At 72.0% G+C, this 22391-nt stretch carries 23 protein-coding genes and 1 pseudogene; 18 read left to right on the forward strand and 6 right to left on the reverse strand.

Annotation, left to right across the window (positions count from 1 at the left end; translation table 11 throughout):
- Window positions 1-40: 40 nt before the first annotated feature.
- Entirely contained in the window at window positions 41-766 is a 726-nt protein-coding gene (locus IO20_RS0124595; protein ID WP_030553111.1) for a GntR family transcriptional regulator, read from the forward strand.
- Between the two features lie 120 nt (window positions 767-886).
- Window positions 887-1537, forward strand: coding sequence for a hypothetical protein (locus tag IO20_RS0124600; protein WP_030209779.1), 651 nt, complete (start codon window positions 887-889; stop codon window positions 1535-1537).
- Between the two features lie 30 nt (window positions 1538-1567).
- Here the strand turns inward: IO20_RS0124600 and IO20_RS0124605 are convergent, their stop codons facing one another.
- On the reverse strand, window positions 1568-2272 hold the full coding sequence (locus tag IO20_RS0124605; protein ID WP_245685029.1) for an SLATT domain-containing protein: 705 nt from the start codon (window positions 2270-2272) through the stop codon (window positions 1568-1570).
- 268 nt (window positions 2273-2540) lie between these two features.
- Between IO20_RS0124605 and IO20_RS0124610 the strand changes: the two genes are divergently transcribed.
- The 7 genes from IO20_RS0124610 (at window position 2541) to IO20_RS0124640 (ending at window position 9015) form a co-directional block, all read left to right on the forward strand.
- Window positions 2541-2876 (forward strand): YbaB/EbfC family nucleoid-associated protein, encoded by a 336-nt coding sequence (locus IO20_RS0124610; RefSeq protein WP_030553109.1) that lies wholly within the window; start codon window positions 2541-2543, stop codon window positions 2874-2876.
- 104 nt (window positions 2877-2980) lie between these two features.
- The gene (recR, locus tag IO20_RS0124615) at window positions 2981-3580 is read left to right on the forward strand and encodes a recombination mediator RecR (RefSeq protein WP_030209770.1); all 600 of its coding nucleotides are present in this window, start codon (window positions 2981-2983) and stop codon (window positions 3578-3580) included.
- Window positions 3581-3615: 35 nt separating this feature from the next.
- The gene (locus tag IO20_RS0124620; protein WP_030553108.1) at window positions 3616-4284 is read left to right on the forward strand and encodes a DUF5063 domain-containing protein; all 669 of its coding nucleotides are present in this window, start codon (window positions 3616-3618) and stop codon (window positions 4282-4284) included.
- A 149-nt stretch (window positions 4285-4433) separates the two neighbouring features.
- Window positions 4434-5714, forward strand: a complete 1281-nt coding sequence (locus IO20_RS0124625) for an aspartate kinase (protein WP_030553106.1) — start codon at window positions 4434-4436, stop codon at window positions 5712-5714.
- Window positions 5711-6769, forward strand: coding sequence for an aspartate-semialdehyde dehydrogenase (locus tag IO20_RS0124630; RefSeq protein WP_030553104.1), 1059 nt, complete (start codon window positions 5711-5713; stop codon window positions 6767-6769). The genes IO20_RS0124625 and IO20_RS0124630 overlap by 4 nt, the downstream gene beginning before the upstream one ends.
- A gap of 264 nt (window positions 6770-7033) precedes the next feature.
- The gene (locus IO20_RS0124635; RefSeq protein WP_078946114.1) at window positions 7034-7759 is read left to right on the forward strand and encodes a SigE family RNA polymerase sigma factor; all 726 of its coding nucleotides are present in this window, start codon (window positions 7034-7036) and stop codon (window positions 7757-7759) included.
- Window positions 7756-9015, forward strand: a complete 1260-nt coding sequence (locus IO20_RS0124640) for a hypothetical protein (RefSeq protein WP_245685022.1) — start codon at window positions 7756-7758, stop codon at window positions 9013-9015. Before IO20_RS0124635 ends, IO20_RS0124640 begins: the two co-directional genes overlap by 4 nt.
- A 57-nt stretch (window positions 9016-9072) precedes the next feature.
- On the opposite strand, the gene IO20_RS0124645 is transcribed toward IO20_RS0124640, so the two are convergent.
- Window positions 9073-9813: an SURF1 family protein gene (locus tag IO20_RS0124645; protein ID WP_030553097.1), complete on the reverse strand. Its 741-nt coding sequence runs from the start codon at window positions 9811-9813 to the stop codon at window positions 9073-9075.
- 64 nt (window positions 9814-9877) lie between these two features.
- A complete protein-coding gene (locus tag IO20_RS0124650) occupies window positions 9878-11701 on the reverse strand; it encodes a S9 family peptidase (protein WP_030553095.1) in 1824 nt (607 codons plus the stop codon).
- Between the two features lie 62 nt (window positions 11702-11763).
- On the opposite strand from IO20_RS0124650, the gene IO20_RS0124655 reads away from it, so the two are divergent.
- Window positions 11764-12594 carry a class I SAM-dependent methyltransferase gene (locus tag IO20_RS0124655; RefSeq protein ID WP_030553093.1) on the forward strand — a complete coding sequence of 277 codons (831 nt, stop codon included), beginning with the start codon at window positions 11764-11766 and terminating at the stop codon, window positions 12592-12594.
- A gap of 32 nt (window positions 12595-12626) precedes the next feature.
- On the opposite strand, the gene IO20_RS0124660 is transcribed toward IO20_RS0124655, so the two are convergent.
- On the reverse strand, window positions 12627-12923 hold the full coding sequence (locus IO20_RS0124660) for a DUF6191 domain-containing protein (RefSeq protein ID WP_030553091.1): 297 nt from the start codon (window positions 12921-12923) through the stop codon (window positions 12627-12629).
- Window positions 12924-12988: 65 nt separating this feature from the next.
- Window positions 12989-14029, reverse strand: coding sequence for an Lrp/AsnC family transcriptional regulator (locus tag IO20_RS0124665; RefSeq protein ID WP_030553089.1), 1041 nt, complete (start codon window positions 14027-14029; stop codon window positions 12989-12991).
- 193 nt (window positions 14030-14222) lie between these two features.
- On the opposite strand from IO20_RS0124665, the gene IO20_RS0124670 reads away from it, so the two are divergent.
- Window positions 14223-15593: a tetratricopeptide repeat protein gene (locus tag IO20_RS0124670; protein ID WP_245685023.1), complete on the forward strand. Its 1371-nt coding sequence runs from the start codon at window positions 14223-14225 to the stop codon at window positions 15591-15593.
- 94 nt (window positions 15594-15687) lie between these two features.
- Window positions 15688-15969 (forward strand): hypothetical protein, encoded by a 282-nt coding sequence (locus IO20_RS0124675; RefSeq protein WP_030553085.1) that lies wholly within the window; start codon window positions 15688-15690, stop codon window positions 15967-15969.
- Window positions 15970-16005: 36 nt separating this feature from the next.
- Here IO20_RS0124675 and IO20_RS0124680 read toward each other — a convergent pair whose 3' ends face one another.
- A complete protein-coding gene (locus tag IO20_RS0124680) occupies window positions 16006-17178 on the reverse strand; it encodes a serine/threonine-protein kinase (RefSeq protein WP_078946113.1) in 1173 nt (390 codons plus the stop codon).
- Between the two features lie 219 nt (window positions 17179-17397).
- Between IO20_RS0124680 and IO20_RS0124685 the strand changes: the two genes are divergently transcribed.
- The 6 genes and pseudogenes from IO20_RS0124685 to IO20_RS41525 all read left to right on the forward strand — a co-directional run.
- Window positions 17398-18276 (forward strand): glycosyltransferase family 2 protein, encoded by an 879-nt coding sequence (locus IO20_RS0124685; RefSeq protein WP_030553081.1) that lies wholly within the window; start codon window positions 17398-17400, stop codon window positions 18274-18276.
- A 527-nt stretch (window positions 18277-18803) separates the two neighbouring features.
- The gene (locus IO20_RS0124690; RefSeq protein WP_030553080.1) at window positions 18804-19007 is read left to right on the forward strand and encodes a cold-shock protein; all 204 of its coding nucleotides are present in this window, start codon (window positions 18804-18806) and stop codon (window positions 19005-19007) included.
- A gap of 300 nt (window positions 19008-19307) precedes the next feature.
- Window positions 19308-20831, forward strand: a complete 1524-nt coding sequence (locus IO20_RS0124695; protein WP_030553078.1) for a DEAD/DEAH box helicase — start codon at window positions 19308-19310, stop codon at window positions 20829-20831.
- 106 nt (window positions 20832-20937) lie between these two features.
- Window positions 20938-21243, forward strand: a complete 306-nt coding sequence (locus IO20_RS0124700) for a CBS domain-containing protein (RefSeq protein WP_245685030.1) — start codon at window positions 20938-20940, stop codon at window positions 21241-21243.
- Between the two features lie 49 nt (window positions 21244-21292).
- The gene (locus IO20_RS0124705) at window positions 21293-21604 is read left to right on the forward strand and encodes an SCO5918 family protein (RefSeq protein WP_030553074.1); all 312 of its coding nucleotides are present in this window, start codon (window positions 21293-21295) and stop codon (window positions 21602-21604) included.
- Between the two features lie 720 nt (window positions 21605-22324).
- Window positions 22325-22391: pseudogene (locus IO20_RS41525) on the forward strand (MerR family transcriptional regulator); the annotation flags it as partial.

A 22391-nucleotide genomic window follows, 5' to 3' on the forward strand; every position in this document is an offset into this window, starting at 1 on the left:
GACTAGGGTGTCCCGAACCGGACGGAGGGGACCGACCACCATGCCCGCGAGCGGAGCTGTCACACGCAACACCTTGCGACAGCAGATCGCGGACGCGCTCCGTGACGAAGTGCTCGCGGGCCGTCTCCAGCCGGGCGAGGAATTCACCGTCAAACAGATCGCCGAGCAGTACGGCGTGTCCGCCACGCCCGTACGCGAAGCCCTCGTCGACCTCTGCGCCCAGGGCCTCCTCGACTCCGACCAGCACCGCGGCTTCCGCGTCCACCAGTACTCGGTCGACGACTACCGGGGCATGGTCGAGGCCCGGATGCTCGTCGTCGACGGCATATTCCGCCGCGATTCCGCCCAGGTCCCGCCCCGGTCCGCGCTCACGGAGCCCGACCCCGGCATCGGGGTCGCGCTCGTCTCCGTACGGCGCCGCGGCGAGGCGGCGGCCCGCGCGGCCCGCGCGGGCGACCTCGACATCCTCATCGGCTACGACATCCGCTACTGGCGCGAGCTGGCCCGCCTGGTCGCCGCCAACGAGTACATCGCCGACTTCCTGCACCGGCTCCGCGTCCAGGCCTGGGTCTTCTCCGTGCCGTACCTGCGCTCCGAGCGGGACATGCTGGGCTGGCTCTGGAGCGGCCACGTCGAGCTGGTCGACGCGATCACGCGCGGCGACGCGGACGCGGCCGTCTCGGTCGTACGGGACTACAACGCGCACTCGATGGAATGGGCGGACCGGCTGGAGCGCCGGGAGCCGACGGGGCGCCGGGGCGGTTGAGGGCGGGACTCCGGGGGCAGGTCCTCAGCGGGTGGACGGTGCCCGTGGGGCGCCGACTACCCTGGCCGTCCCCGCAAACGCCCGTGAGCGTCCCCGCAACTGACGGAGAGCGAGCCTCCCTTGGCCTGTGACCTGTGGCTGGTCCCCCTCGTCGACGTGCTGTGCCACAGCCCCGACAACCCCTTCGCCGAAGAGATCGCCGCGTACGACGCCGTGCTCAGCGCGTCCGGTCTGCCGACCGTGCCCGTCTACGCGTACATGCCGGGCCTCTCCGGCGACGTCGCCCCGGTCGCCGGCTTCGACTACGAGGCGCTGCACTTCCTGCGCCGCGCCTACCTGCTCCAGATGTGCGGACTGCCGGTCGAACCGGTCGGCGAGCTGGGCGGGGACTACGAACAGCTCCTGGAGATGTTCGAACCGACCGCCCAGCAGTCCCACCTGGTCTGGCACTACGACCACGCGGGCGCGTACGTGCCGGTCGACTTCCCGGTGCCGCTGGCCAGCGACGAGCTCCTGGAGGGCGGCGGGCCGCTCGGCTCCTCGTACGGCCTCCTGCGCGAGCTGCAGTTCGTGGCGCCCTCGATCGGCATCGACCCGGCGAACCCGCCGGCGGCCCCCGTACCGCCGGAGCGGCCGACGACCCTGGAGGAACCGGCCGTACCGGCTCCGTTCGACGGGGGCCCATTCGCCCGGGAGCGCCACGTGTGGCTGGGGCTGCACGCGGCGGCGACCCGGAGCCTGGCCCAGGGCTCGATGATCATCCTCAGTTAGCCGCCTCTTCTCCGGGCCCCCGGACCGGCCCTACCGGGCCTCCGGGGGCCGCTGGCGCGGCATGTTCGGACGGGTGCCGGGCGGCAGCGGGAAGCGGCCCGCCGGGTGGACGCTCTCGGCCCGGCTGGGCACCACGCCCACCGACTGGAGCGCGAGCGGCGCCGGGCCCGAGCGGAACTCGACCATCCAGTCCGCCGTCTCCGCCCGTACGAGCTCCGTCACGTCCTCCGAGAAGCGGCGCAGCACGCCGAGACATCGCTCGGCCGCCTCGCTCGCGGTGCCCTCCGTGGGGCCGAGCACCTCACGGACGCTCTCCGACGCCCAGTCGAACTGCAGGGCCTGCAGACGCCGCTGCACGGCCTGCGCCGTCGCCACGTTCCTGATCCAGCCGGACGTCACACCGAAGTACCGGTCGCAGGCCATGCAGGCGGCGCCGAGCAGCAGCGAGAGGTAGCCCCAGCCGGCCGCGCCCCTCGCGACCCCGGTCAGGTCGAGCAGCGGCAGCGCGGCACCCGCGATCACCCCGGCGGCCGTGCCGATCCGCAGGATCCGGGCGCAGCGGCGCTTCCAGACCCGGTCGGAGAGGTACCACTCGGCGGTGCGCAGGGCATTGGACTCCACCCAGCGGTACAGCTCGTCGAGCCGTTCGGCGGGCTCGCCCCAGTCGCCCAGGGGGAACGGCGTACCGGTCAGATCACGGCGGACGTCTCCCCCGGGGGTCCCCGGCGGCTGCATCTCCGGCTGCTGGCTCACCGGGGGACTCCTCTGTTCAGCTCAGCGCTCATGTCCTTCTGTGACGTGCGGTGCACGTGGTGCCTGCCCTTCCTACCGCCGAATGGTGGGCGGTGGGCCCGGAATCCCGGGATTTCCGCCCGCAAGAGGGTCTTGATCAGGTAGAGGAGCCCGCAGTTTCTCACTCGAAAGAGTGATGGAGGCAGGGCGGGCGGGGACCACGTAGGCTCGGCCTACCGACATACGGACGTACCGAACCTCAGGAGTGACCGTGATTCCCGGTGGTGGTCAGCCCAACATGCAGCAGCTTCTCCAGCAGGCCCAGAAGATGCAGCAGGACCTCGCCCGCGCGCAGCAGGAGCTCGCGGCGACCGAGGTCGAGGGGCAGGCGGGCGGCGGCCTGGTCAAGGCGACCGTGACGGGCTCCGGAGAACTGCGCGGCCTGGTGATCGACCCCAAGGCCGTCGACCCGGAGGACACCGAGACGCTCGCCGACCTGATCGTGGCCGCCGTGCAGGCGGCCAACGACAACGCGCAGCAGCTCCAGCAGGCCAAGCTCGGCCCGCTGGCGCAGGGCATGGGCGGCATGCCGGGCCTGGGCTTCTGAGCCTCGTCCCGGCACGGGCTTTTCCACAGGCTTTCCTGTGGGCTTCTACGGCTCGCTTTCAGCCACTACCGTAAGAATCAAGCACTCCCTCGGAAGGGCGTTCCGTGTACGAAGGCGTTGTTCAGGACCTCATCGACGAACTGGGCAGGCTGCCCGGCGTCGGTCCCAAGAGCGCGCAGCGGATCGCCTTCCACATCCTCCAGACCGAGCCCACGGACGTCCGGCGTCTGGCGCACGCGCTCCTGGAGGTCAAGGAGAAGGTCAGGTTCTGCGCGGTCTGCGGCAACGTGGCACAGCAGGAGCAGTGCAACATCTGCCGGGACCCGCGCCGGGACCTGACCGTCATCTGCGTGGTCGAAGAGCCCAAGGACGTCGTGGCGATCGAGCGGACCCGCGAGTTCCGGGGGCGGTACCACGTCCTCGGCGGCGCGATCAGCCCGATCGAGGGCGTCGGCCCCGACGACCTGCGCATCCGCGAACTGCTCGCGCGGCTCGCCGACGGCACCGTCACCGAACTGATCCTCGCCACCGACCCCAACCTGGAGGGCGAGGCCACCGCGACGTACCTGGCGCGGATGATCAAGCCCATGGGACTCAAGGTGACCCGGCTCGCCAGCGGCCTCCCGGTCGGCGGCGACCTGGAGTACGCCGACGAGGTGACCCTCGGCCGTGCCTTCGAGGGACGGAGGCTGCTAGATGTATGACGACCGGGCCGGCGCGCTCTCAGGGAGGCTCCTCGATGTCTGACCCCACGCTGCACGCGATCACTCAGAACCCCGACGACTTCGCGGTCCAGATCGCCGACTCCATCGAAAGCTTCATCGTCGCGACCACCGAGCTCGCCAAGGGCGACGAGCCGGACAGCGCGGTGCCCTTCCTGCTCCTGGAGATCTCCCAGCTGCTCCTCGCGGGCGGTCGGCTCGGCGCCCACGAGGACATCGTCCCTGACGAGCGGTACGAGACGGACACGGGCCCCGAGCCCGACGCGGACGTCCTGCGCGAGCGGTTCGCCGTGCTCCTCGACCCGGTCGACGTCTTCTCCGAGGTCTTCGACCCGTACGAGCCCCGCAAGGCTCCGGTGCCGGCCCGCATTTCCGACAACCTCGCCGACATCGTGATGGACCTCCGCCACGGCCTGGCCCACTACCGGGCCGGCCGGACCAGCGAGGCCCTGTGGTGGTGGCAGTTCTCGTACTTCTCGAACTGGGGCCCCACCGCCTCCGCGACCCTGCGCGCCCTGCAGTCCCTCGTCGCCCACGTCCGCCTCGACCAGCCCCTCGCGGCCCTCGACGGCCTCGACACCGACGAGGACCTGACGGAGGACGACCTCGCGGAGGAGGCGGGCCGCGTGATGCTGGAGGAGATCGCGGCCCCGCTGGGCCTGCGAAGCAAGTCCCTCAGGAAGTAGCGGGGAAGCAGCGATGGCGACGGGGCCGCTCTGATCACTCCGTGAGCGGCCTGTCTCACCATCCGATATCACGCTGGTGTTTCCGGGTCCCTCGTTAGACTGAGTCGATCGCAGCGCGGGCTGCGGCACACACTGATCGAGGAGCGCACGTGGGCCTTGTCGTGCAGAAGTACGGAGGCTCCTCCGTTGCCGATGCCGAAGGCATCAAGCGCGTCGCCAAGCGAATCGTGGAAGCCAAGACGAACGGCCACCAGGTGGTCGTCGTGGTTTCCGCGATGGGCGACACGACGGACGAGTTGATCGATCTCGCCGAGCAGGTATCCCCGATCCCTGCCGGGCGTGAGTTCGACATGCTGCTGACCGCCGGAGAGCGGATCTCCATGGCCCTGCTGGCCATGGCGATCAAACACCTGGGCCACGAGGCCCAGTCGTTCACGGGCAGCCAGGCCGGTGTCATCACCGACTCGGTTCACAACAAAGCGCGCATCATCGACGTCACGCCGGGGCGGATCCGTACCGCCCTCGACGAGGGCAACATCGCCATCGTCGCCGGCTTCCAGGGCGTGTCGCAGGACAAGAAGGACATCACCACGCTGGGTCGTGGCGGTTCCGACACCACGGCCGTGGCGCTCGCCGCCGCGCTCGACGCCGAGGTCTGCGAGATCTACACCGACGTCGACGGCGTGTTCACGGCCGACCCGCGCGTGGTGAAGAAGGCGAAGAAGATCGACTGGATCTCCTTCGAGGACATGCTGGAGCTCGCCGCCTCCGGCTCCAAGGTGCTGCTGCACCGCTGCGTGGAGTACGCGCGCCGCTACAACATCCCGATCCACGTCCGCTCGTCCTTCTCGGGACTGCAGGGCACCTGGGTCAGCAACGAACCGCTCTCCGACGCAAAGGACCAGAAGGTGGAGCAGGCCATCATCTCCGGTGTCGCCCACGACACCTCCGAGGCGAAGATCACCGTCGTCGGCGTGCCGGACAAGCCGGGCGAGGCCGCGGCCATCTTCCGGGCCGTCGCGGACGCCGAGATCAACATCGACATGATCGTGCAGAACGTGTCCGCGGCCTCCACCGGCCTCACGGACATCTCCTTCACCCTCCCCAAGGCGGAGGGCCGCGCGGCCCTCGACGCCCTGGAGCAGGCGAAGGGCGTGATCGGCTTCGACTCGCTGCGCTACGACGACCAGATCGGCAAGATCTCCCTGGTCGGCGCGGGCATGAAGACGAACCCGGGCGTCACCGCCGCGTTCTTCCAGGCGCTGTCCGACGCCGGTGTGAACATCGAGCTGATCTCGACCTCCGAGATCCGCATTTCGGTGGTCACCCGCGAGGCCGACGTGAACGAGGCCGTGACGGCCGTGCACACCGCCTTCGGGCTCGACAGCGACTCCGACGAGGCCGTCGTCTACGGAGGCACCGGCCGATGACCCCGAAGCCGACGCTCGCGGTCGTGGGTGCGACCGGGGCGGTCGGCTCGGTGATGCTCCAGATGCTCACGCACCACGCGGACGTCTGGGGCGAGATACGCCTCGTCTCCTCCCCGCGCTCGGCGGGCCGCAAGGCCCCCGTCCGCGGGGTGGAGTGCGAGATCCTCGCGCTGGACGAGGACGTCTTCGAAGGCGTCGACCTGGCGCTCTTCCTCGTGCCCGAGCCGGTCGCCGCGCACTGGGCTCCCGTCGCGGTCGCCAAGGGCGCCGTCGTCGTGGACACCTCCGCCGCCTTCCGCGCGGACCCCGACGTCCCCCTGGTGGTCCCCGAGACCAACCCCCACGCGGCGCGCGTACGGCCCCGGGGCATCGTCGCGAGCCCCGGCTGCACCACCCTCGCCCTGATCGTCGCCGTGGGCGCCCTGCACGCCGAGTTCGGGCTCGCCGAACTGGTCGTCACCGCCCAGCAGGCCGCCAGCGGCGCCGGCGCGGGACAGGCGGGCGTCGAGGCGCTCCGGGCGCAGCTCGGCCTGGTGGCCGGCGGCGGCGACCTGGGCACCCACCCCGGGGACGTACGGCGGGCCGTCGGCGAGAACACCGGGCCCTTCCCCGGGCCCCTCGCGCTCAACGTCCTGCCCTGGTCGGGCACTCCGGGCGTCGACGGGGCCTCGTCGGAGGAGGAGCGCGTACGGGACGAGACCCGCCGGGTCCTCGGCCTTCCCGGCCTTCGCGTCGCCGCCACCTGCGTACGGGTGCCCGTCGTCACCGGGCACTCCGTGTCCGTGCACGCCCGCTTCGAGCACCCCGTGCCGCTCGGACGCGCGCACGAGATCCTGGCGACCTCGCCGGGGGTCGTTCTGTACGACGATCCCGCCGCGGGTGACTTCCCCACCCCCGCCGACGTTGTCGGTACGGATCCCACGTGGGTCGGCCGGGTCCGGCGCTCCATGGACGACGAGCGGGCGCTCGATCTCTTCGTCTGCGCCGACAACCTGCGCAAGGGCGCGGCCCTCAACGCTCTCCAGATAGCGGAATCGATTGTCACAGCTTTGTAGGATCTGTGAAGGTGCTGTGAGCAATTAGGCGTCAGATACCTCTTGAACTGCGGTGATGCCGTGATCGACGATGCTCTTCCCGCGTACTGCAACCAGTAGTTGGGCGGGAGGCGTCTCTGCGTTCACTCATGGTCGTGTGGCGCGGAAAACGCTGCGAAAGCGGGGCATCGGGGGAGAACGGTTACGCATGAGGACGAACAACGCACCGACAAAAAAGGTGCCGTACGCGTACAACCCTGCCCGGGGGAAGCGTGTCCAACAAGCGTGGCAGAGGTACTCGACATCGCGACCATCGCTCCGCTGGGCGGCGCGGGCACAGCGGTGCTCCCCGTGCGGAGCGTCGCCGTCGTCCCCGTACGCGGCTCCGCGGTCAGCCCCTTCAGACGACCGCGCGCTCTCAGCGGCATGCCGGTGATCGCCCCCGTGCCCACCGGATCCCGCGCCGGCGCGGTCGACGGCATCCCCTCGCCCCGGACCAGCGTCGAGGGCGTGTCGGCCGGGACGACCGTCGACCACCTGACCGAGACCTACCGCGCCCACTACCGGTCGCTGCTCGGTCTGGCCGCGCTGCTCCTCGACGACACGGCCTCCTGCGAGGACGTCGTCCAAGAGGCGTTCATCCGCGTCCACTCGGCCCGCAAGAGGGTGCGCGAGCCCGAGAAGACGCTCGCCTACCTGCGCCAGACCGTCGTGAACCTCTCACGGTCCGCGCTGCGCCGCCGCATCCTCGGACTCAAGCTGTTGTCCAAGCCGATGCCGGACATGGCCAGCGCCGAGGAGGGCGCCTACGACCAGCTGGAGCGTGAGGACCTGATCAAGGCCATGCGCGGACTCCAGCGGCGTCAGCGCGAGGTGCTCGCCCTGCGCTACTTCTCGGACATGACCGAGGCTCAGGTCGCCGAGGCGCTCGGGATATCCCTGGGTTCGGTGAAGGCGTACGGTTCGCGGGGCATCGCGGCGCTGCGCGTCGCGATGGGAGCGACGACATGAGCGAGGCACCTGGCAAGGACGGCGGCGCGGAGCCCGTGAAGCGTGTGAAGCGCTTGGAGCCCGTCGAGCCCGTCGAGCCCGTCGAGAATGCCGCGAGTGACGCGAGTGACGCCCGAGACGAACGTGACGACCTGAGTGGACAGCGCATGGTGAACATCGAGCCCGGCCCCGGCGAGGGCGACGGGGACGACGAACTCGCGCTGCGGCGGCTGTTCCAGAGCGCCGTGTCCGGCATCGAACCCTCCGCCGGCTCCCTCGAGCACCTGCACCGCGCCGTGCCCGTCCGGCGCGCCCGCAAGCGCCAGGCCATCGTCGGCGCCGCGGCCGCGGCCGTCCTCATCGGCACGGCCGTGCCCGCCTTCGTGCACGTCGCCGCCTCCGGCGGCATCTCCGTGGCCGGCACCCCCGTGAACGCGGGCCACGGCGAGGACGCCCAGGGCGGCACCGGCGCCGAGACCGGTGTCGAGGGCGGCAAGAGCTCCACGGCCCCCGCGAGCAGCGTGTCCCCGAGCGGGGGCGCCGCCGACGGCCCCTCCGGCAAGCCGCAGCAGCCGGAACCCGGCGTGTCGGGCGGCGGCCCGCGGCCGACGGAGGGCGCGGGCACCGGCTCCACACCGCGGTGCACGGCCGGTCAGCTCGGCGTCAGCTCGGCGCAGGCCGGCGGCCCCGACGGCGAGGGCAAGGTGCACGGCACCTTCCGCATCGCCAACGTCTCCGCCCAGGACTGTGTCGTGGACGGCAGCGGCATCGTCAGCTTCGAGGCCCGCGGCGCGGCCGACCCGGCCCGGATCTCGGTGACCCGGCACACCTCGGGGGACGGCGGGAGCGGACTGCCCGACCCCTCGCAGGAGTCGTCCGCCCTCCTCCTGAAGCCCAGCGGCTCCTACGAGGTGAAGTTCGTCTGGGTGCCGAGCGAGACCTGCCCGACGACCGGAGGCACCCCGACCCCGGAGCCGCCCCCGTCGTCCGAGCCGCCGACCACGCCGCCCCCGACCGAGACCCCGACCGACCCGCCGAGCACCCCGGACCCCGGCGGTGGCCCGGGTACCGGCACGGGCACGGAGACGGGCACCGACACGGGCACGGGCGCGGACACCGGTACGGCGCCCCAGCTGCTCCGCGCGGACGGCGGCCTCGCGGACGGCTCCGTCCTGGTCAGCCACATCGCGGAGCCGGGCGGCCCGGCGGCGTCGGCGCTCATCCCCAACGCCTGCGCGGGCACCATCTACCGGACCGGCGTCCTGAACGGCTCCTGAACCGGAACGGCTCCTGAACCGGGTGGGGGGCGCTCGCGTCCCCCACCCGTCAGGCCGCTACAGGCCCAGTGCCTCGTCGCGTGACGCCTCCGCCTCGCGGCGCACGAGGCGGAACCACATGAAGAGGACGAAGCCGCCGAAGACGAACCACTCGGCGGTGTAGCCCAGGTTCTGGAAGGCCTTCGCGTCCAGGCTCGTGCCCGCCGCTGCCGCCGCCGGCACCGGGGTGAGACCCGTGGGGGAGTCGGCGAGGGTGATCCAGGCGTCGTAGACGTCGTCCGTCACCACGTTCACCAGGGCCGCCGCGCTGATCATGCCGAGCTGCCCCTCGGGCAGTCCGCCGGCCGTGTGGACGCCCTTCGTGCCCGGGTTCTCCGAGGCCTGCAGCGCGCCCTCCACCGTGACCTCGCCCGACGGCACGGCGGGGACGTCCGCGCCCGTGGGGAGCCAGCCCCTGACCACCGGCAGGGACCGGCCGCCGTCCGTCCGCAGCAGCGTCAGGACGTACGCGCCCTTCCGGCCGTCCAGCTCGCGATCCGGGACGAGGAACTGCTCCCCGAACCGGCCGCGCGCCCGCGCCGACCGGCCCGAGGTCTCCTTGTCCACCGGGAGCAGGGAGTCCAGCGGCTCCGCCTTCAGCGAGCTCGCGGCGGGCCGCTCCTCGGCCTCCCGGTGGGAGTCGACGCGATCCTCGAACTTGCCCAGCTGCCAGGTCCCCATGAAGACGCAGAACGGGATCGCGAGCAGGACGAAGACGTTGATCCCCCACCAGCGGGGCGTTCTCAGGAACCGGTACACGCCCCCACGGTACGCAAGGCGGCTCAGCCCGCCGTCGGCCGGGTCCCTGGGGGTGTCCTGTCGATCAGGCCGGGCTCGCCACGACACCCCCCAGGTGCTTCGCGGCGAACGCGAGGTCCAGGGCGACCTGCTTGATCCGCTCCTCCACCACGAGCGAGCCGTGGCCCGCGTCGTACCGGTACACCTCGTGGACGGCGCCCCGGGCCGCGAGCCGGTCGACGTAGTTGTCGATCTGGCGGATCGGGCAGCGCGGGTCGTTGACGCCGGCCGAGATGTGCACCGGCGCCTTCACCGCGTCCACGTACGTCAGCGGCGACGAGGCCGCGTACCGCTCGGGCACCTCCTCGGGGGAACCGCCGAGCAGCGTCCGGTCCAGCGCCTTGAGGGCCTCCATCTCGTCCTCGTACGCCGTGACGTAGTCCGCGACCGGGACCGCCGCCAGACCCACCGCCCAGTGGTCCGGCCGGGTGCCGAGACCGAGGAGCGTGAGGTAACCGCCCCAGGAGCCGCCGGACAGGACCAGCCGCGCCGGGTCGGCGAGGCCGCTCGCCACCGCCCACGCACGGACCGCCTCGACGTCCTCCAGCTCGATCAGACCCACCCGGTGCTTGAGGGCGTCCGTCCACTCCCGGCCGTATCCCGTCGAGCCCCGGTAGTTGACCCGCACCACCGCGTACCCGTGGTCCACCCAGGCCGCGGGGCCCGAGGCGAAGGCGTCGCTGTCGTGCCAGGCGGGACCGCCGTGCACCTCGAACACCGTCGGGAACGGTCCCTCGCCCTCCGGGCGCTGCACGAGCGCGTGGACCCTGCCCCCGGGGCCCTCCACCCACACGTCCTCCACCGGCACCGACGGCGGCGCCTTCGGTCCCGGCGGGTCGAGGACGACACCGCCCGCCGTGGAGCGCACCACCGGCGGCTCGGCGGCCGAGGACCACAGGTACTCCACGGAGCCGTCGGGCCGGGCCGTCGCGCTCGACACCGAACCCGCCGGGGTCTCCACCCGCACCAGGGCGCCGGTGGCGATCTCGTACCGCCACAGCTCGCTGCGGGCCTCGAAGCTGTGCACGATCAGCAGACCGGAGCCGTCCGGATACCACTCCGCCGACACGTCGCCCGGCAGGTCGAGCGCCAGGTCCGTCTCGGTGCCCGCCACCACGTCCCAGAGCATCGGCTCCCAGCGGCCGCGCCGCTGGTGCCCGACGAGCAGCCGGGTGTCCCCGGCCACCGGGGCGAAGCCGAGGACCGCGAGGCCCAGCTCCTCCGTACCGCCCTTGGTGTCGTCGAGCTCGGCCACCACGCCCGCGTCCGACGCGCGGAGCACCCGCAGCGCGGAGTGCATCGCGTCCCCGTGCTCGGTGTGCTCGATCGCGATCAGCGAACCGTCGTGGGAGAGGTCGCCGACGCCCGCGGACTCCCGGTGCCGGTAGATCTCGACCGGGGTGTCCGACCCGGGGCGGACGAGGTGGACCGTCGAGCCGTCCTCGTCGGTGGAGCGGCCCACCACGAGCGTGCCCTCACGGCCGATGGCCAGGCCCGCCGGGTAGGAGGCGTCGAGGCCCGGGACGGCCGGCTCGTCCGCGCCGCCGCCGAACGGCTGGCGCATCCACACCCCGAACTCGTCCCCGTCGGTGTCCGCGAACCACCAGATCCAGGCGCCGTCCGGCGACAGCGTGCCGTCCGTCGTGCCGTTCGGCCGGTCCGTGACCTGCCGCTGCTCCCCGCTCGCCCGGTCCCAGGCGTACAGCTCGTACGTCCCCGTCGCGTTGGACACGAACAGCGAGCGGTCGGGGGCCTCCTCGGCCCACTCGGGGAGGGAGACGCGCGGTGCGCGGAAGCGCTGCTCCCAGACGGGGGTGTCGATTGCCTTGCTCTCAGTCATGGCACCCATGATGCTCCGCGCGGCGGACAATCAGGTCGCGTCGCTCTCAACCTGTGGATAACCTCGCCGACATGTACTCCCCGACGCCCGAGGACTGGCACGAGGCCAACCGCGCACGCTGGGACGAGCGCGTCCCCATCCACGCCGCGAGCGAGTTCTACGACCTCGACGCCTTCCGCGCGGGCAAGGACGCCCTGCGCGAGTTCGAGCTCGCGGAGGTCGGCGACGTCACCGGGCGCTCCCTGCTGCACCTCCAGTGCCACATCGGCCTCGACACCCTCTCCTGGGCCCGCCACGGCGCCTCGCACGTCGTCGGCCTGGACTTCTCCGAGCCGGCCGTCGAGACCGCCCGCTCGCTCGCCGCCGACCTGGGCCTCACGCAGGAGCGCGCCGCCTTCGTCGCCGCCGACGTGTACGACGCCGCCGAGGCCGTCCCGGACAGCGCGTACGACATCGTCTACACCGGCACCGGGGCGCTGTGCTGGCTGCCCGACATCGAGCGCTGGGCGGAGACCGCCGCCTCGCTGGTCGCCCCCGGCGGCTTCCTCTACGTGGCCGAGTTCCATCCGCTCACCGACTCGCTCGACGACGAGACCGGCAGCCGGCTCGTGCACGACTACTTCGTCCGCGATCCGTGGGTGGACACCACCCCGGGCACCTACGCCGACCTCGACGCCGCCACCGTCCACAACCGCAGCGTGGAGTGGGTGCATCCGGTCGGCGAGGTCGTCACGGCGCTCGCGAAGGCGGGCCTGCGGATCGAGTTCCTGCACGAGCACGACGCCTCGCTGATCCCCCGCTACGGCGCGCTTCAGCGACACGAGGACGGCTTCTACCGCTTCCCGCCGGACCGCCCCCGCATCCCGCTGATGTACTCGATCAAGGCGTCCCGGCCGGCCTGAGCGGGCCTGGGGCCTGTCGTTCGGACCAGGCCCTAGGATCCCTGGCCGCCGAGCCTGATGACGGCGACGCCGCCCTTCAGGTCCACCGTCGAGCGGTTCGGCGGGGCGCCGTCCTCCTCGTCGTCGCGCAGCACCAGGGCGCTCTGGCGCTCCTTGAGCTCGTTCTGCTTGCCCTGCGAGAAGGTGGCGTGCAGCTGCTCGAAGCCCGTCGAGGACACCTGACCGCCGCGCTTGCCGATCCCGGCCATGCGCAGGATCTGATCGGCGAAGGCGACCACGGTCAGCAGGATGACGAGACCGGGCAGCGTCACGAACACGACGAACTCCATGCCGTCCATCAGAGCACGCCACGACCGGGGTGTCAGGAGGCTGCGTCGCGGAGGAATCCGGTACGTCAGGGCGTACGCGGGACGTCAGGACGTATGTGGCGCATGCGCCGCCCGTCCGGGCCGAGGACCTGCGCCCCGATCTTGTGGGTGCGCAGCGACAGCGCGGTGCCCGCGATCCGCAGCGCGGGGGCGGCCCGTACGAGCGAGGCCGTCACCTCGTGCAGTTCGTCGACGGTACGGAGCCACAGCGCGACCGCCAGGTTGTGCGGCCCCGTGACCGAGGTGACGAGCCGGGTCTGGCGCAGCCGGGCGAGCGCCGCCACCGTCGCCGGCACTTCGAGGGGCGGTACGTCGGTGGTGACCAGCGCCCACACCGGACGCCCGGAGAACCTCGGGGCCGGCAGGCAGTGGTGGTGGAGGGCGCCGCCCGCCGTGAGGACGTCCAGCCTCCGCCGTACCGTCGACTCGCTCGTACCGCACGTCCTGGCCAGCTCGGCGGCGCTGCGGCGGGCGTCCCCCGCCAGCTCCGCGACCAGCCGGTGGTCGAGCTCGGTGAGGTTGGGGCCGGTGGGTACGCGCGCGCGTGGCCGCCGTACCCCGCCCGTTATCTCCGTGAGGAGCTGGACCTGTGCCGGGGTGAGCTGCTCGATCCGTGACCGGTAGGGGCGGTTGTGCAGACGGGTGACGACCTGGGTACGGGCGCGGAGCACCCCCGGCAGCCGCCGCACCCGCCCGGCGAGATAGGCGTCGAGGGCGTACAGGTCGGGGGAGGCCACGAGGAGGACCAGATCGGAGTCCCCGGTCACCTGGTGGACGCCGAGGGTGCACGCGTCGCCCGCGACCTCGATCGCGGTGGACTCGGCGTCGCCCGCGACGCACTCCAGCTCGATCCAGGCGTAGAGCATGGCGTCGGTGCCACGGCGGGCGGCCAGCAGAGAACTCCAGGCGTACCCTCCGGCCGTGAGGTGCTCCCAGCGCCGGGCGAGGGTGTCAGGGCTCGACCCCAGAACCGCCGAGAGCTGCGTCCAGCTGGCGCGCGGGGCTATCTGCAGTGCGTGGATCAGCGAGAGATCCGGCTCTCCCAGGACGGATTCCCCGGTGCGCATTTTCCTCCTTGGCCGATCCCTGGGAATCCTTGGGTGCGGGTCCCGGAGCGCCCCAGGATGTGAGCCGGGGCCTCTGCATTCAAGCCGCAACGGCGGATGTTCGCCATTGACTCGGTCACACGTCAGGACGCGGGCGGAGGAAATCGAGACGGGGACAGGGGACATGGGGCACACGGGGACCGGGGAACCACCGATGACGGAACTGCTGTGGGGCGAGCCCGTGAGCCCCGAACAGCTCGCCGCCGCCGAACTCGGGTACGCCCGCTGCGGGCCCGCCGAACGACTCCTGTGGGAACGCCTCTCCGTCTTCGAGGGGGCCTTCGGAAGGGACGCCGTCCACGAGGTGTGCGCCGCGGGCGCCCTGCCGGCGGCGCGGATCCAGTCGGTCCTCGACCGGCTCGCCCATGCCGCGCTCCTCCCCGTCGACGACCTGTTCGACGGGGAGAACGACACCCACCGCTACTGGATGCCGCACCCGATGCGGGCCGTGGGCGCCCGCAGGCTCACCGCGCGCGGGGACCGGCACTCCGTCGTCCTGCGCCACCGGCGGTGGTGCGTGAAGGTCGCCCGGCGGGCCTCCGACTGGTGGCAGAGCGGCCGCCAGCTCGACGCCCGTGACCTCGCCCTGCGTGAACTCCCCGACCTGGCCGCCGCCATGGACCCGACGACGGCACCCCTCTCGGCGAGCGAGGAGGCCGGCTCGGCCGTCGAGATCGCCGTCTCCCTGTGGTTCCTGTGGGTCGCCTGTGGGCGGGTCGTCGAGGGCCGGACCCGACTGCGCCACGCCCTCTCCCTGCACACCGGGCCGCCGCCGGCCCGCGCTCTGTGGCTCGCCGCCTTTCTGGAGCTGGAGTCGGGCCGCCCCGTGGACGCCGACCCGCTCCTCGTCCAGGCCTGGGCGGCGGCCACGCGGGACGGCGACGACCGCGTCCTGGGTCTCCTCGCCCACCTGCGCGGCGCGGTCGCCCTCTACCAGGGGCGTACGCGCGCGGCGGCGGCCGAATTCAGGGACGCCCTCGACCTGATCGGGCCGTGCCCGGAGTTCGGACCGACCAGGGAGCTGTGCTGGGCGGCGCTCGCCCTCGCGCTCAGCCGCACCGATCCGGAGGCGGCGCAGGAGGCCCTGGACGAGCTGGTGCTCGATCCGTCGTTGCGGCGGGCGTGGGCGGGACGCGACCAGTGGGCCGACGCCTGGGCGCACCACGCGCGTGCCGAGCTCCTCGCCTGGGACGGGGAGCGGCAGCGGGCCGCCGGGCACGCCCGTCGGGCGCTGTGCGGGCATCTGGCGCTCGGCTCGGCGGTCGGCGCGGCCTGCGCGGCCGAACTCCTGGCGCAGCTGAGGCTCCTGACCGGGCGCCCCGCGGCCGCCGCCCACCTTCTGGGCGCCGTCGACCTGTTGCGGACCTCCGTCTTCGACAGCTCGTACCGGCCGGCGGCGTACTGCACGACGGTCCGGGACCGCAGCGAGACGGAGCTGCGACGGGTGCTGGCGGACCCGGAGCTGCGGCAGGCGTACGACGAGGGAGCGAGGATCGGCCTGTTCGCCCTGGCGGAGACGCTCTAGGCGGGGCCCGGGGGCCGCGCCTGGCGGGCGTACGCGAGCGGGGCGCGGAAGCGGGGTTCCGTACCTACTCTTGAGGTAGGCACGGAGGTGACCTATGAAGCGACGGCACCACTTCCACATCGACTATCTCGGCCACTCGGTCTCCGCGACCGTCCAGACCGGGCACGCCCCTGTCGTCGAGGTCCTGGTCGACGGCAAGGAGACCGGTTACGCCGAGACGCGCGGGGACCGTCCGGTCACCATCCCGGTGGAACTGCCGACCGACCCGCCGACGAAGGTGCTGGTACGGGCGACCCCGGGGCCCGGTGCGCCGCGCTGCCTCCTGCTCGCGTCGGAGGACGCGGAGGCGCAGGTCATGGCGCCGAGGCCGTACTGAGCGCGGCCCCGTGCGGTACGTCGTACGGGCGCGGCCTCAGGACAGCAAGGCCATTCCGATGACCAGGAAGACGACGAAGGCGATGGCCCCGGCCACCGCGGCCGTCTTGCGGGGGCGGCGCCGGGACAGCTCCGCAAGGCCCGTGGTCGTACTGCCGGGCCGCTCACGCCGCCGGGACGCGGGCACGCCGGCGGGCACGGGTCTGTGTGCCTGCCCCGGTCTGGGAGCGGGCGCCGGCATGGGCATGGGCGCGGACGCCGGCGCCGACATCGCGGAGGTCCCGGGTGCGGGCCGGCCGGCGGCGGGCCGCTGGGCGCCGGGGTTGTGGTGAGGGGCGGGGTGCGGTCCGGCGTTGTGGTGCGCGACCGGACCGTGGTGCTGGGCCGCCGCCCGGGGGTAGGCGCGCCAGGCGCCCGAGGAGAACCAGTCCGCGATGGCCTGCGCCGAGGGCCGCTGATCCGGCTGCTTGGCCAGCAGGCTCAGCAGGTACGTCTCGAACTCGGTCGGCAGCGCCACCCCGAGCCGGCCGGGCGGCACGGGGGCGGTGTCGATGTGCTGGTACAGCAGGGCCGTCGCCGTATCGGCCCGGAACGGCGGACGGCCGGTCAGGAGTTGGTAGAGGACGCAGCCGAGCGAGTAGACGTCGGAGGCGGACGACGCGGGCTGCCCGAGGGCCCGCTCGGGGGCGAGGTAGAGCCCCGTACCGACGATCTGGCCGGTCGTCGTGAGACCCGCCGAGGGGTCGTCGACGAACCGGGCGATGCCGAAGTCGGCCAGTTTCACGGTTCCTTCGGCGTCGACCAGCAGGTTCCCCGGCTTGATGTCCCGGTGCACGACCCCCTGCCGGTGCGCGGCGGCGAGACCGGCGGCGGCGTGGGCGGCGACCACCGCGACCCGCTCGGCGGGGAGGATCAGGGGATCGGAGGGGCTCCCGGCGAGGCTGTCGCCCTCCACCAACTCCATGACCAGGAACAGCTTTCCGTCCCACGTGCCGAAGTCGAAGACCCCCACCACGTGCGGGTGGCTCAGCCGGGCGGCGGTCTGCGCCTCCAACCGGAACCGGTCACCGGCAGAGGGATCCGTCGACTGCGCCAGCATCAGCTTCACGGCCACGGGCCGGCCCAGCACCTCGTCGGTGGCCTGCCACACCTCGCCCATGCCGCCCCGGCCGATACACACGTGAAGCCGATATCGGTCCGCGACCAGCACCTGGAGACCACCCTTTCGACGATCGATCAACTTGACGGAAGGGAACCAGCGTAGAGCCGCCCGCCCGCGCTCTTCGCCGCGCTCCCCCCACCGCCGCCTCCGATGGACGACGACCGAGGCGCGGGTGAACGCGCGGTGCCGCCTCCGGCTAGCATCGCGGCCCGGAGTGAGTCCGGAGTGAGTGCCGGCGGACGCCGGTGGACGTGGAACGGAGTGGTCGTGGCGCGACCTCGTGTGGGTGTGGCGGTACTGACGATGGGCACGCGCCCGGCCGAGCTGGGGGCTCTCCTCGACGCCGTGGCGCGCCAGGACGAGCGGGCCGCCCGGATCGTCGTCGTCGGCAACGGCACGGGGACGCTCCCGGAGCTCCCCGAGGGCGTGACCGGCGTCGAACTGCCCGAGAACCGGGGCGTCTCCGGGGGCCGGAACGTCGCGATCGAGACGCTGCGCGCGTTCGGCGACGTCGACGTCGTGGTGGACCTGGACGACGACGGCCTGCTCGTCGACACGGACGTCTTCCGCCGCCTGGCCGACCTGTACGACGGGGACCCGGCGCTCGGGGTCGTGTCGTTCCGCATCGCCGACGAGACGGGCGAGACGCAGCGGCGCCACGTTCCGCGCCTGGGCGCCAAGGACCCGATGCGCGGCGGGGAGGTCACGACCTTCCTCGGCGGCGGCCACGGCCTGTCGATGGCGATGCTCGACGAGATCGGCGGCTGGCCGGAGGACTTCTTCTTCACCCACGAGGAGACCGACCTCGCCTGGCGCGCCCTGGACGCGGGCTGGAAGGTCATCTACGAGCCGGCGCTCCTTCTCCAGCACCCGAGGACCAGCCCGGCCCGGCACGCCGTCTACTACCGGATGACCGCCCGCAACCGGGTCTGGCTGGCCAAGCGCAACCTGCCCGCGCCGCTGGTCCCCGTCTACCTGGGCGTCTGGACCCTCCTCACCCTGGCCCGCACCCGCTCCCTGCCGGGCCTGGGCTCCTGGTTCGCCGGCTTCGCGGAGGGCGTCCGCCGCTCCGGCGGCCCCCGCCGGCCCATGCGCTGGTCGACGGTCGGCCGGATGACCCGCCTGGGGCGCCCGCCGGTGATCTGAGCCCGCGTGGCTCCTCCGGCACAAGCGGCGTCCCCCGATCGTGGGTGAGCGACGTTTCCGCTGTTCCGGCGGCCGCGGACGGGTGGAAGCGATCACGACGGCCTCCCTGACGTCCGGGTCTTCCCCCGATCGCTCCTCTCGGCGGCATCGTCGACGTGGACCCACGGCCGTGGCGGAGGACGACGAGGGCGACCGCAGGGCCGCGTAGAACCCGGAAAACCGGAACGCTGCACCCGGGGTGAATGAATACCTGTGTCGGCGGGCCGAGAATTTGACGGTCCTCGCACGGAGGCTTTTTCACCGAAACACGCAGGGAAGATATTTCCCCCGACGTCGACCGCGATGGCGTGCTACTGTCGAATCAGTTGCAGTTTTGGTACCCAAAATCTTCACGTGCCTCCGGTCGGCCTTCGTGGCCTCATGGAAGCGCTGCTTATTTCCGGTTCATTTTCCGGGCGGGGCATCATCGCGGCGACTCGGCGTCCGTACAGTACGGGCGCCGATGCACTGCCCAAAGGAGATATGACATGGCTACTGGCACCGTGAAGTGGTTCAACGCGGAAAAGGGCTTCGGCTTCATCGAGCAGGACGGTGGCGGCGCTGACGTGTTCGCCCACTTCTCGAACATCGCCGCCTCTGGCTTCCGCGAGCTGCAGGAAGGCCAGAAGGTCAGCTTCGACATCGCGCAGGGCCAGAAGGGCCCGACGGCGGAGAACATCGTTTCCGCCTGACGCTGACGCGCAGACCGTAGCTGGGGCCCGCATCCCTCGGGGTGCGGGCCCCAGCTGCACGCGTTTCCGCAGTGAGTCCACCTGCGGGACGACATTTCTCAGGGACGAACCCCTCGGGGGCCGTACCCATTGACGCACCGGATTCCCTTCCGTGAGCCGTCACCTATTTCTCCTTGCGCCGACACGAATTCCCGTGGGCCAAGTCAATTTCGCATTCTGTTCGGCTCGTGCCGTGATTCCGTGCGCTGCTCACTCGCTGCCGGAATTCCTCGATACGTGCCGTATCGAGGAAGGTTCTGCATGAACCCCACCCGTACGAACAGCCGTTCCTCAGGCGCCCGGCGCCGCACCGGCGGCTCCACCTTCGGCTCCACGAACGGCTCCACCCGAGGCAGTCGCTTCGGTTCGTCCGCCCCGGCCCGCTCGGGCGGCCCCAACCGCTCCGGCGGCCACGGCCGGCGCCCCGCCGCCGCGCAGGGGGAGTTCGCCCTGCCGAAGACGATCACCCCGGCACTGCCCGCCGTCGAGGCGTTCGCCGACCTCGACATGCCCAAGGCGCTCCTGGACGCGCTCACCGCGCAGGGCGTGACCGTGCCCTTCCCGATCCAGGGCGCGACGCTGCCGAACTCCCTGGCGGGCCGTGACGTCCTGGGCCGCGGCCGGACCGGCTCCGGCAAGACCCTCGCCTTCGGGCTGGCCCTCCTCGGCCGTACGGCGGGGCAGCGCGCCGAGCCGCGTCAGCCGCTGGCCCTGATCCTGGTCCCCACCCGGGAACTCGCCCAGCAGGTCACCGACGCCCTCACCCCGTACGCCCGCGCCGTGAAGCTGCGCCTGGCCACCGTCGTCGGCGGGATGCCGATCGGCAGGCAGGCGAGCGTGCTGCGCGGCGGCGCCGAAGTCGTCGTGGCCACCCCCGGCCGCCTCAAGGACCTCATCGACCGCGGTGACTGCCGGCTGAACCAGGTCGCGATCACCGTCCTCGACGAGGCCGACCAGATGGCCGACATGGGCTTCATGCCCCAGGTCACCGCGCTCCTGGACCAGGTCCGCCCCGAGGGTCAGCGCATGCTGTTCTCGGCGACCCTGGACCGCAACGTCGACCTGCTGGTCCGCCGCTACCTCGCCGACCCGGTCGTCCACTCCGTGGACCCCTCCCAGGGCGCGGTCACCACGATGGAGCACCACGTCCTGCACGTGCACGGCGCCGACAAGCACCGGGCGACGACGGAGATCGCGGCACGCGACGGCCGGGTGATCATGTTCCTCGACACCAAGCACGCCGTGGACCGTCTCACCCAGGACCTGCTCGACTGCGGTGTCCGCGCCGCGGCCCTGCACGGCGGGAAGTCCCAGCCGCAGCGCAACCGCACCCTCGCGCAGTTCAAGACGGGGCACGTCACCGTCCTGGTCGCGACGAACGTCGCGGCGCGCGGCATCCACGTCGACAACCTCGACCTCGTCGTGAACGTGGACCCGCCGACCGACCACAAGGACTACCTCCACCGCGGCGGCCGGACCGCCCGGGCCGGCGAGTCCGGCAGCGTCGTCACCCTGGTCACCCCCAACCAGCGCCGCGACATGACCCGCCTCATGGCGACCGCGGGCATCGTGCCGCAGACCACCCAGGTCCGCTCCGGCGAGGAGGCGCTCCGCCGGATCACCGGAGCCCAGGCCCCTTCCGGCATCCCCGTGACGATCACCGCGCCGCCGCAGGCCGAGCGGCCCAAGCGCGGCGCGTCCTCCCGCGGCCGCCGCCGCCCCTCGGGCGCCGGCCGGCGCACGGGCGGCGGGCGGCAGTCCGCCTCCGGCGCGGCCGCGGCCTGAACCCCGCGCCGTCGACCGGAAGCCGACCCATCTCCGCAGGAGGCACGTTGTGACGCCGATCCAGACACCGATCCAGGCACAGATCCACACGGAGGGGCCGGCCGACCTGGCCGACCTGGCCGACCTGGCCGACCTGGCCGACCTGGCAGAACTGGCCGACATGGCCGGACTCCAGGTCTGTGACGACATGACCGTCGAGGTGGCGCTGTCCGTCATGGCCGGCGCCCGCACCGGGCACCTGCTCGTCTGCGACAACGACGGCCTGCGTACCGGAACGGTCACCCGGGTCCAGCTGGCCGGCGTCCGCGAGGGCGCCGCCTACACGGACCGGCTCCGGCTGCGCGACGTCCCCGGCGACGGCGTACCCGACGACGTACGGCTCACCCCGGGCGTTCTCGCCCTGGCCCGCTGAACCGCCTCCCCACGGCGGAACCATCCCCTTCCTCTCCCTGTGAGGCATCGTGCGCTGTGTCATCGCCCGCTTCCCGTTCGAGCTCACCAAGAGCGGAGTCCTGGAGTCCATGAAGGGCGTCAAGCCCGAGGAGGTGCTCGGCGAGTCCGTGATCATCGGCCGCCGCAGCTACCCCGTCAAGCAGGTCGGCCAGGTCATCACCCGCCAGGACCGACGCGACTTCAGCGCCGACGAAGTCACGAGGGCCATGGCCAAGCTCGGCTTCACCTGCCGCAGCGTGCCCAGGACCGTCGTGCCCACCCGCGCCGTCGACCCGCTCCAGCACGCCTCGGCGATGCTCGGCGCCCCGCTGGCGATCTGACCGTCTGACACCCGAACCACCAGAAGGGCCCGACCGGCACACGCCGGTCGGGCCCTTCCGCGTACCCGGGCCTGCGTGCCACCGAATCGCTTCACTGTTCGAGGTCGATTACCTCCCGACAGGGCACACAAAAATCTATGGCGGCCGGAGTAGACATTGCGGGTGTGCGTGGATATGGTTTCTCTCGTAGCCCAGAGAGACAACAGGGCCTGGCAGAGATGAACTGCCGGCCGGAAGTACCTGTATGGCAGTACCTGTAGGTGCAGTTCGCAGAACGGTGCGGCGGTGGAGTACCGAAGCCAGGGTGGTTGCATGACGGCGACGGGACTGACGGCCGGACCGGGTGGCCCGCAGTGATGAGGGGCCGCCGAAACGGGACCGTGGTCATGGCAGATGCGGTGCCCGTGTGAGTGCAGTACGCAGTACCAGCAGTACGCAGTACCCCCGTGTAAGTGGTTGATCATCGAGGGAAGAACGGAGGAGCCACGCCATCAGGATCGCCCGGGCGGAAGTAGTGAGCCCGGGTACCGCAGGACATCGATAGTGAGGTGGTCTCCGGTCAAGCAACCGCGATCCCCGCAGCCCGACAGTGTCTCGGTCGGGCCGGCGGACACAGAAGGCCGACGCAGTACCTAGTCGGCAGATGGTGTAGTAGTTCCTTCGGGGCCTTGGTGCCGTACGGCACCAAGGCCCCTCCACGCGTTCCCGAGAGAGGTGCAAATGACAGCAGACGACTCGTACGGCCGTCTCGACGACGACGACTACCCCGCCTTCACGATGGGCCGGG

Origin of the sequence: Streptomyces exfoliatus, assembly GCF_000725545.1 — a bacterium.
GTDB classification, from domain to species: domain Bacteria; phylum Actinomycetota; class Actinomycetes; order Streptomycetales; family Streptomycetaceae; genus Streptomyces; species Streptomyces exfoliatus.